Source organism: Exiguobacterium sp. s64 (genome assembly GCF_018618035.1).
GTDB lineage: Bacteria > Bacillota > Bacilli > Exiguobacteriales > Exiguobacteriaceae > Exiguobacterium > Exiguobacterium mexicanum_A.
Window position 1 is genome coordinate 1 of the sequence record NZ_JACSLH010000017.1, and the last position, 14,648, is coordinate 14,648.

Genomic DNA, 14,648 nt, shown 5'->3' on the forward strand with positions numbered 1-14,648 from the left:
AAAGGGGCTCGGGCAGAGCGCCTAAAGGCCCGAAAACGACAAAGTCACGTTTCAGTTCGCCTGAAACGTGACTTTGTCTACAATCTGAAAGTCGCTCTCGCGAGCGACTTTTTACTGTTCGTAGGCCAATTTCTTTTGTAAGCTCTCTTCGCTGAACACCCAACCGGTGAACGAAGACAACACTTCGTTTGACACTTCATCGACGATGACGACGGCGACGAACGGATAAATGTCTTTCGAAAAGTAGCGCAAGTTCGTGAAGCGATATTCAATCATGCCATTGTGGCGTGTGACCGTATACGTGTGAATCTTCGAAAACTCAAGGAACGATTGAAGATCCGCATTTTTACGGGCCTCCACGAAGTGAAGGTCGTCTTCCCCAGGCATCGGCTTGTCACGGAAACGACCACATTCGATGACCGTCCCTTTTTTTACTTTGACTGCTCCTAAACCGTTGCGGAATCGAACGGCGACGTGCCAGTCATCCCAGCCGATACCCGGCGAGATGAACAGTTCGTGGGCGCCGGCGAAGTGACGGGCGACCGTGGCGAGGGCGCGATTACGCAATTTGAACTGGATGGCGTAATAGCTGATGACGAGCGCAATGAGCAGTGCAAAAATCGGGACAGTCGCCCCTGTGATAAGCCATAATACATATGCGCTGTAATAGGCAGAGAACAAATACGGATCGAACGTCCCGATGACGCCCCAGCCAATCCATTTCTTCGAAAATGGTTGGAGGGCTTGCGTCCCGTAGGCGTTGAACAAGTCGACCGTGACGTGCAACAGCACGGCGATTTGTGCCATGACCCATAATGAGGCAGGGTTGACGCCAAGCGCGAGTCCGATGACAGCGCTGACGATGATCGGCCAGGCGAGGAGTGCGGTGATTCCGTGTGAACGACCGCGGTGCTGGCGTAAATACGTGCTATTTCCTTTTAGTTTGAAGACCGTGTCAAAGTCCGGAGCATGCGAGCCGACGAGAGCCGTCGCTGTCATGGCTAGAAACATTTGTGCGTCGCCTGACACCTCTGGGCTGAGGGTCGCGATTGCACTTAAACCAAGTCCCATCCCAATGTGAGTAGCAGTATCCAATGTGCTTCAGCACCTCCATAAGTAGAAAAAACGGCGTTATTTAATCCATTTCATCATACAATATTTTTAAAACGAGGGGAAACGAAATGCTCGATGTTGATAAATTGTTCACAAATTATAATATTCAAGAATTTAACACAAATTTAGTGACGTGGTTCAATCGCGAAAAGCGAGATTTGCCGTGGCGTCACGGGAAAAATCCGTATCGCGTCTGGGTGAGTGAGGTCATGCTCCAACAGACGCGCGTCGATACCGTCATCCCATACTATAACCGTTTCATGGAGCGCTTCCCGACGATTGAGGCATTGGCAGCGGCCGAACCCGATGAGGTCGTCAAATATTGGGAAGGACTCGGTTATTACTCACGGGTCCGAAACCTTCATCAAGCCGTCCGGGAAGTCGTTGCCGTGTACGATGGCATCGTCCCCGAGGAAAAAGAGCGGTTCGAAAAACTAAAAGGCGTCGGGCCGTATACGACCGGGGCCGTGCTCTCGATTGCCTACAATCAGCCGGAACCGGCCGTCGATGGCAACGTCATGCGCGTCATGTCCCGACAATTCGGGATTTATGACGACATCGCCATCCCAAAAACGCGGAAATTGTTTGAGCAAGTCGTGCGTCGACTGATGGACCCGGCGCATGCCTCGGACTTTAACGAAGGCATCATGGAACTCGGGGCGACGGTATGTACGCCGAAAAAACCGATGTGTTCGCTTTGTCCCGTTCAAGACGATTGTTATGCTTATACCCATAACGTTCAAGATGAACTCCCGGTCAAGACGAAAAAAGGGGCGTCTCGGATTGAAATGTATGATGCGCTTTATTGTCGACAAGAGGGCCGCACGGCCTATATGAAGCGGCCGGAAACAGGTCTTCTCGCTGGAATGTGGCAATATCCGCTTACAGACCGGGGAACGGGGGAACAGTTAAACGGAACCTATGTTGGACAAGTGAAACATGTGTTTTCCCACATCGTCTGGTACATCGACTTATATGAAGTCGAGACGTTACCGGCAGGGGAATGGACTTGGCTCGACGAAGAGGCACGGGACGTGGTGACCGTATCGGTCGCCCAACAAAAATTAGAGCAGATGGCAGGTGCAAAAGATGAGACAGTTTGACGTACGAACGCCATATGACACATCCGTTGACACGCTTTGGACGCTGCTTCAAGATGCTTCGCTCTTATCAACACTGACATCGTTCCCGAAAGTGACGCTCCTTGGGGATGGGGCGTCGGTCGAGGGGAATCTCGTTCAATTGCGGGTTGGTGTCGGTCCAGTTTCATTACCGTGGAACAGTGCCATCACATTGACCGGGAATTACGCTTTTTGTGACCAAGGTGTGAAGTTGCCGTTTCCGTTCCGTCGCTTCAGCCATGTCCATCGGGTCGAACAAGTCGGAGGACAGGCTGTCATGGTCGATGAGGTCACATTCGATAGTTACGTACCGACCGTCCTTGTCGAATACTTCGTGCTTCGACCGATGTTCAAAGCGCGAGCCAAAGCATTCCAAAAAACACTAAATTCGTGAAAATAAGAGATTTCCTTTTTCATTGGTTCTGAAAGTCGCTATAATTAAATATGAGAATTGTATAGCATCATAGCGGAAAGGAGGAGCTTATGAGCTTATTTCCCAAAGCAGGTAGCAAGATCGAGATACAGAGCTACAAGCACAACGGAACTTTGCATCGCGTTTGGGAAGAAACGCTCGTCCTTCAGTCGTCAAAAACGGATATGATCGGATTCAATGACCGCATCATGGTCAGTGAGTCAGACGGCCGGCAATGGAGAACTCGTGAGCCGGCAATTTGCTACTTTTCATCTGAGTTTTGGTTCAATGTCATCTGCATGATTCGCGAAGATGGGATTTACTATTACTGTAATCTAGGTTCGCCGACAACGTTCGATGGGGCAGAACGTGCCATCAAGTACATCGACTACGATTTGGACATCAAGGTGTTTCCGGATATGTCGTACACGATTTTAGATGAGGATGAATATGAGCGGCATCGTCGCGAGATGAATTATCCGAAAGCGATTGATCGAATCTTGAAACAGAACGTTCAAGAACTTATTAACTGGATTCGAGGACGGAAAGGGCCGTTCAACCCAACATTCGTCGATGAATGGTATCGCGAATACGAAGCACGTTACCGGAGATGATTGCTCATCTCCGCTTTTTTCTTGAAGGAGGAACTAATGGGTAGTATTAAACGTTATTTAAAGTTCGTTAAACCGTATAAAAAACAAATCGCGCTGACCATCTTCGTCGGGATTTTGAAATTCTCCATCCCGCTCGGGTTGCCGCTCCTTTATAAATATGTCATCGATAACTATTTGACGGAAGATGCTCCGGCTGCCGACTACACGGAGCTCGTCTGGCTGTTCAGCATCGTCTTCTTCGTCTTCCTCGTCTTGAAGCCGCCGATTGAATACTTACGCCAATATTTGGCGCAATGGGCGGCGACGCGGATTTTGTTCGACGTCCGGAACCGGTTGTTCGACCACGTCCAAAAGTTGTCGCTCCGCTACTATTCGAACAATAAGACGGGACAAATCATCTCGCGCATCATCAACGATGTCGAGCAGACGAAAGATTTCGTCATCACTGGTCTGATGAACATCTGGCTCGATATGGTCACGATTTTGATTGCCATCGCCATCATGTACACGATTGACCCGCAGCTGACGCTCATCGCCGTCTTGCCGCTCCCGTTCTACGCCATCGCCGTCCGTTACTTCTATGGACGATTACGCCGGCTCACACGGGAACGCTCGGCCGCCCTTGCGGACCTTCAAGGTCATTTGACCGAACGCGTCAACGGGATGGCCGTCATCCGCAGCTTCGCGCTCGAACCGTATGAGAACAAAGCGTTCGAAGAACAAAACGGCGGTTTCTTAAAGGCTGCACTCCGCCATACGGGGTGGAACGCGAAGACGTACGTCGTCGTCTCGACGATCACCGACATCGCTCCAATTTTGATTTTCACGACGGCCTCATGGCTCGTCGTGCAAGGGGACGTCTCGCTCGGGACGCTCGTCGCGTTCATCGCCTATATCGACCGTCTCTATGCACCGCTCGGCCGTCTCGTCAACTCGGCGACGACGCTCACGCAATCAGTCGCTTCGATGGACCGTGTGTTCGAATTCCTCGATGAGCCGTACGACATCGAAGAGAAGCATAGCGCATTCGTACCTGTACAAACGGCTGGCGATATCGAACTCGACCGGGTCAGCTTCGCTTATGAGAAAGACGGAGCCCGGGCTCTCCACGATGTCAGCTTGCACATCCGTTCTGGAGAGCGGGTCGCGTTCGTCGGCATGTCTGGCGGCGGGAAATCGACGCTCGTCAGCCTGATTCCACGGTTTTATGACGTCACGTCAGGCAGCATTAAAATTGACGGTACCGACGTCCGCGATTTTAAACTGCGGGCCCTCCGTGACCAAATCGGGATGGTTATGCAAGACTCGGTCCTCTTCAGTGAATCGGTCGCGATGAATATTCGGATGGGGAATCCGGAAGCGAGTGACGAAGATGTGATCGCCGCCGCGAAAGCAGCCAACGCCCATGAGTTCATCTCAAACTTGCCGGACGGCTATAATACGCCGGTCGGGGAGAAAGGGGTTAAACTGTCAGGTGGGCAAAAGCAACGGCTCGCCATCGCCCGGGTCTTCTTGAAACATCCACCGATCATCATTCTCGACGAAGCGACGAGTGCGCTTGACCTTGAGAGTGAGGCGATGATTCAGGATTCGCTCGCGCGATTGACGAGAGGCAGAACGACGCTCATCGTCGCGCACCGATTGTCGACCATCACCGACGCCGATAAAATCGTCGTCGTCGATAACGGACAAATCATGGAGACCGGGACGCACGAAGAATTGATGCGTCGCCGCGGCGCCTATTACGATTTGTATATGATTCAAGATTTAGCAGTCGTCGAATGAGACGGGACCTCGAGGAAACTCGAGGTCTTTTTGTTTTCCGTGACAGTGAGACGGGAATGAAGAAACGACATGCCAAAAGGGGGATGAACCAATGATGAACGGGGAAGGATTAATTACGGTAAAACCGCTAAAAGACGCGCTCGAGCTGACGTGGTCAGTCGAAGGGACGGTCCGGCTCACGCGGAACGGGAAGTATGTGTATGAAGGAACCGATCAACACTATGTCGATCACGAGACCGGTGTGGGAGAACAAGTCGCTTATCGCATCACGGACGAACAGGGGGAAGTGGCGAAAGTGTATACGGCCGCCGTCGACCCAACTGACGACTTGTACTGGAATCGTCATCTCACGTCGGCAGTCGTCGCCTCGAACGGCACCCATCTCCAATGGGACCCGATTGCTGACGTCGAAACGTATGCGATTTACCGGCAAGGACGACGCATTGCCGAAGTCGTCGGCCATGCTTATTTGGACGAGACGCCGCTCCATGAGCCGACAATGTATGAAGTGCGGGCGCTCCGCTCTGTGAAGCGAGATGAGAAACCGGGGACGAGTCTCATTCACGCCGTCGGCAAAGCGATGTCACTCGCCAAAGAATTGAAGACGGACACGAGACGGGACAAGGAATTGTACGTCATGTATTTTCTCGTCAGTCCGATTCGACCTGATTTGGAGACGGTGGACCAGATTCAGCTTCGCGTCCAGACGTTCATCCGCCCGCCGATGATTAAAAACCCGAACTTGTTGTCGCCTCATCCGTATTTTGAAGGAGACGGTCGCCCTTATAACGTTCATGCGACCGACTATCGCACGCGGACGGAAGTGAAGGCCGAAGGGCTGAGTGATATTCCGATCGTCTCCATCAAAAAAGATGCGAATGTGACGCGTGGCTATACGAAACATCACCGTTTGACGGGTGAAGATATCGCCTCTGTCGACCAAGTGTATCTTGAAGATGTCGATATCGACCGCGGGCGGGCGGCGTATCGGTTGCAACATTCCGTTGGCAACCCGCTCGTTATCGCGCCGGACATCAAATATACGATCGTCGCGCAATTAAAGGACAATGCTACGTTCAAGCTGTCCGGAAGTCATACGCAATCGCCACATCATGAAGTGTATCTTCAAGTCGGTGATGCCCCATGGACGACGATTCACCGGGCGGACGACCTCGGTGTCAGTTTCATGGGCAATCCGATGCCGGAGTGCCACTGGACGTACTTGACCTGTATGGACTAAAAAAAAACCGTCGACTCATCGAGTCGGCGGTTTTGGTTGTTGGTCGAGAAATCGGCTCCGTTCTTCCGGCGTCGGCAGTTTGCACGTCTGTTTTTGTCCGAACCACTGATAACGATGTTTAGCGATCACATCATAGCCGAAATCACGAATCGGTTTTGGGACGAACCTCACAAACCTGAGCCAACGCCACTTCCCATCCAATCCTTCAGCGATGCGGACCGCCGCGTCGGATTTAATGTACGGGACACCATCGCGAATCAACACGATGCTGTCGACCGAGTCGTTGATACGATGACGTTTACGTAAAGCTTGACCGGCCTCGCCTTGAAGCGAGGCGAAATGAAAGTTCCCCGTCGCGTCACGGTTCAAGATGAACTGGACGCTCGCGTCGCAAAAGTTACAGTCTCCATCAAATAATACAATGGCTGGCATACCACTCGCCTCCTTCACTCTTGCCTGTTTCCGTTCCGGTGTCACTTCAAACGTCATGCGGCGAGCTGGCGCACCGATTCCATCCTATATAACGAGACGTAGTAGAGGTAGGCACCGAGCGCTCCGAACAAGAAGATGTAGCCACTCATGAACACGGGTCCGATGAATGCTCCGACGACAATCCCGGCCGCGGCCACGAGTTTGGCCCCGTGGAATGTGAGTCCACCGAAAGCAAGGTACGAGGCGCGACGCTCCGGGTCGAGCAAATCGACTTGTTTCACTTGGCGGATCGGCGAGTACAGCAATTCGCCGACTGTGAAGACAACGGCCAAGACGGCGAGAATCAGGAACGAGTTCATCGACGTGATGGCAGCGTACGCCGTGATGTATAACGACAAACCGATGAAGAACACGTATTTCTCACGGTACCGTTTCACAAACGCAGTGACGGCGAACGTGATGGCGACGACGAGTAGTGTATTCTCGAGTTGCATGAATGCCATCATTCGGACACCATCGAACGGAACACCGACGATCGAGCGCTGTTGAAACGATTCCGCCAAATGAACACCGATATAGTTCGCCATATGGAACTCTGTCGAGAAGACGAGCATGCTGCCGAGCACGAACAACATCCAGCGTCGGTCATTGAGGGCGATCCGGTAGTTTTGAATCACGCCGACAATCGGATTGGCCGGCGTCGACCGGTTACCTTGATGCGAATCGACGAGATAGCGTTGCAAGACGACCGTTGTGATGGTCAATACGAACGTCATCCCGACGAACAAGCCGAAGCGGTAGTCACGATAGAAGGCACCGCCGAGCATGACACCGCCGGCGATAGCCAAGTTGACGAGCCAATAATCATATACATAAATCGCTTTCCGATTCGATTCTTCCATCGAATCGATGACGATTGCCTCCAAGGCCGGATAGTTCAACCCGTTGGCGACCGCGTGACCGAAGTAGAGAATGGCCACGGCGAGTGCCCAATTGTTTGATGGGTGAATCGCCACCGTCATTCCGATGAAGCAAAGGATTTGAACGAGTTGGCCGATTTGTAAGACGTGCTTGCGATTGAAGCGATCCGAGAAGTACCCACCGAACAAGCCGGTGACATACCCGACGATGACGAATGACGTCATGATGATCCCGGCAGCGATTTTGCCGAGTTCTTCTGAAAAGTATAAAGCCATGAATGGAAAGATGGCCGAGCCGACGATGCGGATGAAAAAGCCGCAGACGAGTCGAAGCCGAACGTTGGTTGGAAAATCTTTGAATTTCATGTGAGCACCTCCTTGTCACTACTTTAAACGTGGACTACACTTGGTAAAAAGAGACAAAATATTTGGACATGTCCACTTTTAGGGGGAAGGTCATGAATGCGAAACTAGTGGCAATTTATCGCTATGCGTTACAGGCGGACAAAATGGACGTGACACTCCGGCAAGCCGTCGAGGTGGTCGGCTATAGTGAGAAACAAGTGAAGCGCGATATCAAGGCATGGGAGGCGATGGGGTGGGTGACCTATCAAGCCGGCAAAGGGCGCGGCCATGAATCGATGCTTCGTTTTCAGTCGGACTTTGACGAGACGCTCCAGGCGTGGGTCGTAACCTCATTTTCTGAGGCTACGATGGCGCAGGCGGCCAAATGGTTGGAGTGGGATTGGCCACCCGCATTACGGGAACTGATCCAAGCGCGGATTTGGAGTCGATTCGGTTTCGAACAGACGGAAGAAGACCGATTCGTGTTCCCGCGTACCCGGACGCTTGAATCACTCGACCCGCTCGACATCCATATCGCGATGGAGGCGTCCTTGTCTCGGCACGTCTTCGATCGCCTCTTCGAATGGGATGGGACGACGGTCCAAACGTCCCTTGCCCATCATATCGAAGAAGTGACATTCGGATTTCGGTGTTATATCCGAAAAGGCGTCACATTCCACAACGGAATGACGTTAGCCGCCAAAGATGTCGTTTACTCGTTGAATCGATTATTGGCTCGCGGAAAACAAGTTTGGTTGTTCGCGCCAATCGAACGGGTCGAATCGCCGGCGCCTTACGTCATTGACATCCATACGAAAGCGCACCGGGCCTACATCGAACGTTTACTTGCCCAAACGCCGGCATCCATTACGTATGAAGGGGCAGAAGGGATTGTCGGGACGGGACCGTTCAAATTGGAGAAACGGTCCGAAGAAGTCGTCCGGTTGCGGGCGTTCGAGCGTGGGCTTCGACCGCGTCCTTCATTAGATGTGGTCGAATTTGTCACGTTCTCAGAAACGGATTATGCCAAGTGGAGCGCCGGTGATGATCAGAGCATCGTCAAGTGGATCGCTGAGGCCGGGGCGCGTTATCTCATGTTCAACTTGCAGCACTCTTGGCTCAAAGATGATATGGACACACGACTTGCCATTCAACAGGCAATCCATAAAGAAGCGTTCGTCGACTTGGGAGGAGAGCGTCATCAAGTGGCCCATGGTTTTTTCCCGGAGGCGAGTCGACCGGTGGCGGCACCAAAAGCAACGGGAAGTTCGCGCCGTCCACTGCGTCTATTGCATTTGCCGTTCGACGTTGCGACAGAAGACGCGATGCTTGTCGCGGAACAGTTGCGCGTAGCCGGCTTTATCGTTGAGACCGAGACGTATACGATTGCCTCGTTACTACAAGAGGAGACGCTGCGCCGTGCTGATTTGATTTTATGCGGGGAGATGATGAGCGAAGATCTCGATTTGGCGTTTCTCGCGTTTTTGACGAGTGAACTGTCACTCGTCGGCAAGTTAATCGCGCATGAAAAGGAGCTCCGGACGATGATGGACCGTTACCGTCAGACCGATATGAGTGCGTGGCCGTGGCTCCATCGTGATGTCGAGCGTTATTTGACAGAAGCAGCACTTGTTATTCCTCTGTATCACGTGGCCCGAGAGCGGCGATTCCCGAGCTTTCTAGGGGAAGTTCCAGTCGATGTGTTCGGCCACCCCCGCTACGACCAGCTGTGGATTCGGCCTTCGGTGTAAACGAAAAAGAGATGCCGCGGCATCTCCTTTTGCTTATAGTTGGGCGAACGCGCGATTCACAGCGGCAATCGTCTCTTCGATATCTTGTTCGGTATGCTCAGTCGTCAAGAACCAAGCCTCGTACTTCGAAGGGGCTAAATTGACACCGTTCTCGAGCATCAATTTGAAGAAACGTCCGAACACTTCACCGTCTGATTTTTCGGCGCCTTCGTAATCGGTCACAATCTCGTCCGTGAAGTAAACCGTAAGGGCACCTTTTAAACGGTTCAACGTGATGGTCACACCATGTGTTTCTGCGGCTTCACGAATCCCGGCCTCGAGCTCGGCACCGAGTGCGTCGAGCTTTTCGTAAACGCCGGGTTGCTCGAGAACCTCGAGACAAGCGAGACCCGTTGCCATCGACGCGGGGTTGCCGGCCATTGTTCCGGCCTGATAGGCTGGGCCGAGCGGAGCGACCGTCTCCATGATTTCAGCTTTACCGCCATAGGCACCAATCGGCAAGCCTCCGCCGATGATTTTCCCGAGTGCGGTCATATCCGGTTCAATCCCGTACACTTGCTGGGCGCTTCCGTACGTGAAACGGAACGCCGTGATGACTTCGTCGTAAATGACGAGTGCACCATGTTCATGGGTGATGTCATTGACGGCCTGGAGGAAGCCTGGTTTCGGCTCGACGATCCCGAAGTTCCCGACAATCGGTTCGACGAGGACGCAGGCGATTTGACTTCCCCATTCGCTCATCATGTCTCGGAACGCCTCGACGTCATTGAACGGCACGGTGATGACTTCTTTCGCCGTAGCTCGTGTGACGCCGGCTGAGTCTGGTGAGCCGAGCGTGGCCGGTCCACTGCCTGCCGCGATGAGCATCAAGTCCGAGTGACCGTGATAGCAACCGCTGAATTTGACGACGAGCTCACGACCGGTATAGGCGCGAGCGACACGAACGGTCGTCATGACCGCCTCGGTCCCTGAGTTGGTGAAACGGACTTTATCCATTGACGGGATGGCCGCCTTTAGTTTTTTCGCGAACTCGACTTCAAGCGCGTGCGGTGTCCCGTAAAGGAGCCCTTTAGACGACGCCTCAATCAACGCTTTATGGATATGCGGATGGGCGTGGCCTGTGATAATCGGTCCGTACGCCGCCAAATAGTCGATATAGCGATTGCCGTCGACGTCATAGAAATAAGCGCCGTCTCCTCGTTCCATATAGACGGGTGCACCGCCGCCGACTGCCTTGAATGAGCGGGAAGGGCTATTGACCCCGCCGACGATGTGCGTCAAGGCGTCGGTATACAAAACGTCTGAATTGTTGCGTGTAGATGGTGTTGCCATATGTATTGCCTCCTTTTACAAATTCGCACTTATTGTATCATAGCCGTCAACCGCATAAGCTCAACGTTTGACGACCGTTCAAGAAATCAGTACACTATTTATAAAGATTACTATGTAAGAAATAGGTTAATTCTAACTGACATTTCGCATGAATTTTATAGAAGAAATGAGGGATTGACGTGGGAAGCGAAATGCTTGACCATGCTGTTCAGTCGCTCCGAGAACATGGAGTCAGAATGACGCCTCAGCGCCAGGCCATTTTGGAGTACCTCGTCACGGAGCACAGTCACCCGACAGCGGATGACATTTATAAGGCACTTTCGGCGAGATTTCCGAACATGAGTGTCGCTACCGTCTACAATAACTTGCGCGTCTTTAAAGAAGTCGGACTCGTTCAAGAGATGAACTATGGGGACGCTTCGAGTCGCTTTGATTTTGTGACGTCGCGTCACTACCACATCATCTGTGATGCATGTGGGAAAGTCGTCGACTTCAACTATCCGGTCCTCGACGAGATCGAATCGGTCGCGTCTCAATTGACAGGGTTCAAAGTCGATCGTCACCGTCTTGAAGTATACGGGACGTGCCCAGCTTGCCAAGCTGAACAAGCGCATAAACATTAAAAAACATCCTCAGGCAGAGGATGTTTTTTTATTCGTGTGAATGGGTTTGACGCTTATTATATTTTTCATCGAACTCTTTACCTTCGAGCGATTGATCGATCGTGAGCGGTTCGTCGCAGTGCATACATAAATCGACCCGGCCGAGCATCTTTGTCGGTTTCTCACAATTCGGGCAAGTGACGACGATGGCTTTCGTGGATGCCATCCCAATAATAAAGTAGAGCGCTGAACTCGATAACACCATCACGAAGCCGAGCAACATGAAAATAATCATCAGCCATGTGATGCTTTTCGCCAACAGGCCGAGATACATGACTCCGATTCCCGCAAAGACGAGCAACAACGCAAGGTTTCGAGCGCGGTTGATTTTATTCCCCCGTTTTTTCATTTCGTAATCCCTCCATGTCTATCTTTACTATAGCTCATCTGCACGACCGTGAGAAGTTCATACAATCGCTGGCAGGAGAATTTTAAAAGAAGGCGAATCATTTTTGTATCAGATTATTGGGTGGACGATTGTGGTTCATCATTATAGAAAGAAGGTATCAAGGTGACTATGGAGTATGCGACGCGCACGATCTATTCGGAATATGCGGCCTTGAAGACAACGCTTGGCATCATTGAAGTGAAAAAGAAACGGCCGAGAGACCCTTTGACCGATCAATCGGACCGGCTATTGATTGTGATTGAAGCGAAAGAAGAACCGTTCTGGACAGTGAAACATTATCAAGTTGGGCAAGAAAAAATTATTCTTCATCTCGTAAGTGACTCGATGATGGATCGTTGGATTTTAATGAACGAGAATCGCCGGGCCATTCATTGGATTGAAGATGGAATGGTCTTGTTTGAACGAAATACGTTTTTATTAGACTTGCGACAACGCCTTCGTAATTTTTCGAATGATGAGCAACGTCTGCAACTGTCCCTTGCTTTTGCGAAGTTGTTGCGACGCTTTGAAGATGGACGAAGCTTATTTTTACAAGAGGAGCATCAAGATGCTTTCACCCAAATCCATCACGCCTTGACTCATTTGGCGCGGTTGTCGGTGTTGGAGGCCGGAATTCATCCGGAAATCATATTGTGGAAGCAAGTGCGCACACTCGATTTAGAAATATATAAACTCCACGAGGAACTCGTGAGCGGACAAGAGTCGCTTGAACAACGGATTCACTTGGTGATTATCGGAATGGAACATTTGATTCAATCAAAAGTGTTGCCGGGCACGCTTCTGCTACTGCAAACGATGCAACAACGCGATGAACCGTGGCCGTTCTCGGAATTAATGGAACACCCGAACTTGCAAGCATTGAAAGTCGACCTAGGTAGTATCGTCGGGTTCCTTGTCCGCAAAGGATATGTCCGTTCGGTCGCGCGACCGACAAAAGGTGTTGGAGTCGAAGCCATCGCCTATGAGATCGCCTAACTATATAGAAGCGAATGGAGTAGTTGAATCAGATGAAAATCGTCAAGTTTATATTCGGTAGTGTGTTGATTGTGCTTGTGACCGCAGTCATATCGGTCTTTACAGCACTCTTTACGATGGGCAATCCGATTGCAGGAGGACGCCCGATCCTTTGGACCATTTGGTACGTTGCCGCTTTATTAATTCTCATTATGGCGCTATATGACTTTTCGTCGTTAACGAAGGGGCAACTCAAACGAGTCGGATTGATTGGAACCGTGATTGGAGTCGTGTTCTTCGGTTCAGTGAAAGGGTACTACGTGTATACAGAGGGTTTGCGGATTGAAGAACGCGGTGTTGAGTTGTTTGACTATCAACCGTTTAAAGAGGAATCCGATTTAGCTAAGCTCGATGCGCCATCTTCGTTTAGAATCGATTCAAATCTCCCACGCCTCGATGGTGCTACGGCACTATATCCACTGTATGCGTCTTTTGTCGAAGCGGTTTATCCTTCTGACGAATATAATCCGTATAGTACGGAGGAGAGTCCTGTCGTCTCAACGACGACAGGAGAAGCGTACGATCGGTTGATTCAAGGGAAGACGGACATCATCTTTGTTGCCGGACCATCAGATTTTCAAGTGGCCGCGGCTAAGAAGGCTGGTGTGGAGTTCAACATGACACCAATTGGGCGCGAAGCGTTTGTCTTTTTTGTACATGAAGACAATCCAGTTGATTCGCTTAAATTAGACGAGATTCAACAAGTATATGCCGGAGACATCGATAATTGGAGTGAGGTTGGAGGCGAGAATGATCCGATTCGAGCCTTCCAACGTCCAGAAGGAAGCGGGAGCCAGACGGCCTTGCGGCGGGTGATGGGTGATCGTAAATTGATGGCTGCACCCGTTGAAGATGTTCCGGAAGGTATGGGCGGTATTATCGAACAGACGGCCGCATACACTAATCATAAAAATGCGATTGGGTTCTCTTTCCGCTTCTATGCGACCGAGATGGTCGAAGATCACGACATTAAATTACTTCAAGTGAATGGAATCGCTCCAACGGTCGAAACCATCGCTGACGGGACGTATCCGATCACTTCTGAATTTTATGCCATCACGACAGAAGAGAACTATGAAACGCATAAGCCGTTTTTAGATTGGATGACATCTGAAGAAGGGCAGACATTGGTGGAGCGGACGGGCTATGTGCCGCTAGCGAAAGATTGAAGCGTTGGGCCTCATGACGGGGGCTCAACCTTTTTTATTTTTTGTAATATTTCTATTGACGAAGTGGTAAATAGAGATTATAGTTATAAACGTTGTCACGGCAAAAGATTATTTCAGTAAAACAATTTGTGAAAAAAAGTTGTTGACGCGGAGATAGACGACGTGATAAATTAATGAAGTCGCCAAGAGCGGCAGACGAACTTTGAAAACTGAACGATGAGGCAAAAAAGTTTTACAATGTTTGAATGAAGCGCAAGCTTCGTCATTTTTAAAGAGCTATATCAAATTCTTTGGAGAGTTTGATCCTGGCTCAGGACGAACGCTGGCGG

At 51.0% G+C, this 14,648-nt stretch carries 14 protein-coding genes; 9 read left to right on the top strand and 5 right to left on the bottom strand.

Annotated elements, in window-relative coordinates; translation table 11 throughout:
- Positions 1–111: 111 nt before the first annotated feature.
- Positions 112–1,095, bottom strand: coding sequence for a metal-dependent hydrolase (locus KNP64_RS14505; RefSeq protein ID WP_214794131.1), 984 nt, complete (start codon positions 1,093–1,095; stop codon positions 112–114).
- An 86-nt stretch (positions 1,096–1,181) separates the two neighbouring features.
- Here KNP64_RS14505 and mutY point away from each other — a divergent pair, with 86 nt between their 5' ends.
- The 5 genes from mutY to KNP64_RS14530 all read left to right on the top strand — a co-directional run bounded on the left by mutY (position 1,182) and on the right by KNP64_RS14530 (position 6,285).
- Positions 1,182–2,216 (top strand): A/G-specific adenine glycosylase, encoded by a 1,035-nt coding sequence (gene mutY, locus KNP64_RS14510; RefSeq protein ID WP_214794134.1) that lies wholly within the window; start codon positions 1,182–1,184, stop codon positions 2,214–2,216.
- On the top strand, positions 2,203–2,628 hold the full coding sequence (locus tag KNP64_RS14515; RefSeq protein ID WP_034780979.1) for an SRPBCC family protein: 426 nt from the start codon (positions 2,203–2,205) through the stop codon (positions 2,626–2,628). The genes mutY and KNP64_RS14515 overlap by 14 nt, the downstream gene beginning before the upstream one ends.
- 89 nt (positions 2,629–2,717) lie before the next feature.
- Positions 2,718–3,260 carry a nucleoside tri-diphosphate phosphatase gene (ntdP, locus tag KNP64_RS14520; protein WP_021067741.1) on the top strand — a complete coding sequence of 181 codons (543 nt, stop codon included), beginning with the start codon at positions 2,718–2,720 and terminating at the stop codon, positions 3,258–3,260.
- A gap of 36 nt (positions 3,261–3,296) precedes the next feature.
- Positions 3,297–5,045: an ABC transporter ATP-binding protein gene (locus KNP64_RS14525; RefSeq protein WP_214794136.1), complete on the top strand. Its 1,749-nt coding sequence runs from the start codon at positions 3,297–3,299 to the stop codon at positions 5,043–5,045.
- Positions 5,046–5,136: 91 nt separating this feature from the next.
- Entirely contained in the window at positions 5,137–6,285 is a 1,149-nt protein-coding gene (locus KNP64_RS14530; protein ID WP_034780975.1) for a DUF3238 domain-containing protein, read from the top strand.
- Positions 6,286–6,300: 15 nt separating this feature from the next.
- Here the strand turns inward: KNP64_RS14530 and KNP64_RS14535 are convergent, their stop codons facing one another.
- Complete coding sequence (locus KNP64_RS14535) at positions 6,301–6,717, bottom strand: thiol-disulfide oxidoreductase DCC family protein (protein WP_138859904.1); 417 nt, start codon at positions 6,715–6,717, stop codon at positions 6,301–6,303.
- Positions 6,718–6,770: 53 nt separating this feature from the next.
- Positions 6,771–8,003, bottom strand: a complete 1,233-nt coding sequence (locus tag KNP64_RS14540) for an MFS transporter (RefSeq protein ID WP_214794139.1) — start codon at positions 8,001–8,003, stop codon at positions 6,771–6,773.
- 92 nt (positions 8,004–8,095) lie between these two features.
- Between KNP64_RS14540 and KNP64_RS14545 the strand changes: the two genes are divergently transcribed.
- On the top strand, positions 8,096–9,733 hold the full coding sequence (locus tag KNP64_RS14545; protein ID WP_214794142.1) for an ABC transporter substrate-binding protein: 1,638 nt from the start codon (positions 8,096–8,098) through the stop codon (positions 9,731–9,733).
- A 33-nt stretch (positions 9,734–9,766) separates the two neighbouring features.
- On the opposite strand, the gene KNP64_RS14550 is transcribed toward KNP64_RS14545, so the two are convergent.
- Complete coding sequence (locus tag KNP64_RS14550) at positions 9,767–11,065, bottom strand: glutamate-1-semialdehyde 2,1-aminomutase (RefSeq protein ID WP_034780968.1); 1,299 nt, start codon at positions 11,063–11,065, stop codon at positions 9,767–9,769.
- A gap of 191 nt (positions 11,066–11,256) precedes the next feature.
- Here KNP64_RS14550 and perR point away from each other — a divergent pair, with 191 nt between their 5' ends.
- The gene (perR, locus tag KNP64_RS14555; protein WP_029596002.1) at positions 11,257–11,688 is read left to right on the top strand and encodes a peroxide-responsive transcriptional repressor PerR; all 432 of its coding nucleotides are present in this window, start codon (positions 11,257–11,259) and stop codon (positions 11,686–11,688) included.
- 28 nt (positions 11,689–11,716) lie between these two features.
- Here perR and KNP64_RS14560 read toward each other — a convergent pair whose 3' ends face one another.
- Positions 11,717–12,076, bottom strand: coding sequence for a YgzB family protein (locus KNP64_RS14560; RefSeq protein ID WP_034780966.1), 360 nt, complete (start codon positions 12,074–12,076; stop codon positions 11,717–11,719).
- 168 nt (positions 12,077–12,244) lie between these two features.
- On the opposite strand from KNP64_RS14560, the gene KNP64_RS14565 reads away from it, so the two are divergent.
- Both KNP64_RS14565 and KNP64_RS14570 read left to right on the top strand, forming a co-directional pair.
- Positions 12,245–13,111 carry a nucleotidyltransferase-like protein gene (locus tag KNP64_RS14565; RefSeq protein ID WP_214794148.1) on the top strand — a complete coding sequence of 289 codons (867 nt, stop codon included), beginning with the start codon at positions 12,245–12,247 and terminating at the stop codon, positions 13,109–13,111.
- Between the two features lie 32 nt (positions 13,112–13,143).
- The gene (locus KNP64_RS14570) at positions 13,144–14,319 is read left to right on the top strand and encodes a PstS family phosphate ABC transporter substrate-binding protein (protein ID WP_214794145.1); all 1,176 of its coding nucleotides are present in this window, start codon (positions 13,144–13,146) and stop codon (positions 14,317–14,319) included.
- Positions 14,320–14,648 lie beyond the last annotated feature (329 nt).